This window comes from Kitasatospora phosalacinea (genome assembly GCF_000717185.1).
In the GTDB taxonomy this organism is placed as follows: domain Bacteria; phylum Actinomycetota; class Actinomycetes; order Streptomycetales; family Streptomycetaceae; genus Kitasatospora; species Kitasatospora phosalacinea_A.
Genome location: NZ_JNYE01000275.1, coordinates 1 through 726, shown reverse-complemented (window position 1 = coordinate 726; position 726 = coordinate 1). Strand labels below are relative to the sequence as shown.

Below are 726 nucleotides of genomic sequence, written 5' to 3'. Positions count from 1 at the left end.
CTAGTGGTCGTAGGCGGTCAGCGAGCGTTTGACGGGTTGGCCGGTGTGGTCGTTGTGCCAGATCACGCTGGTCAGGGCGAGGATGCGTTGCAGGATGCGGACTGTCACTCCGCACTTGGTGCGGCCGTGGTGGTGTTCGAGGTCGAGTTGGGCCTTGAAGGTCTGGTTCACCGACTCGATCACCTGTCGCAGCGGTTTGAACAGCGCGGATCCGGCTCGTGGGGGCTCGCCCCTGCGGGCGGGCCGCAGCAGTCGCAGGCCGGTGGCGGCCAGCTCGTGCTCGAACTGGCGCCCGTAGTAGTTCATGTCCGCGAGCAGGACCTGGCCGGGTCGGCTGCGGACGAGGTCCTGCTCGGTGGCGAGGAGGTCGAGCAGGACCTCGCGCTCCACGGCCTTCGCGCCCGTCAGCGCGAAGGCCACCGGCAGGCCGTGCAGCCGCACTCCACCGGGGTGGAGTCCACCAGCCATACGTCGTCGGTCCACAGCGAGGTATCGGCCGCGAGCAGGCGGTTGACGCGGGCGATGAGGTCGGCGGCCTTGCGCAGGCGCCTGTTGTAGCCGGACTGGCCGGGCAGGTACGGGAACAGGTGCCGCAGGTGTGTGGTGGCGTGGCGGATCCAGCGGCGCTCGGAGGTGAAGCCGAGCAGGGCCTGCATCACCGCGAGGGTCACCAACTCGGCGTCCGTCAGCTGGGGTGCGAGGCCGACCGCAGGCCGCCACGGCGCC

The 726-nt window shown here is 70.1% G+C and carries 1 pseudogene; it reads right to left on the bottom strand.

What is annotated here, in order from left to right:
- A pseudogene (locus OO57_RS39000) lies at nt 1-726 on the bottom strand (transposase); the annotation flags it as partial.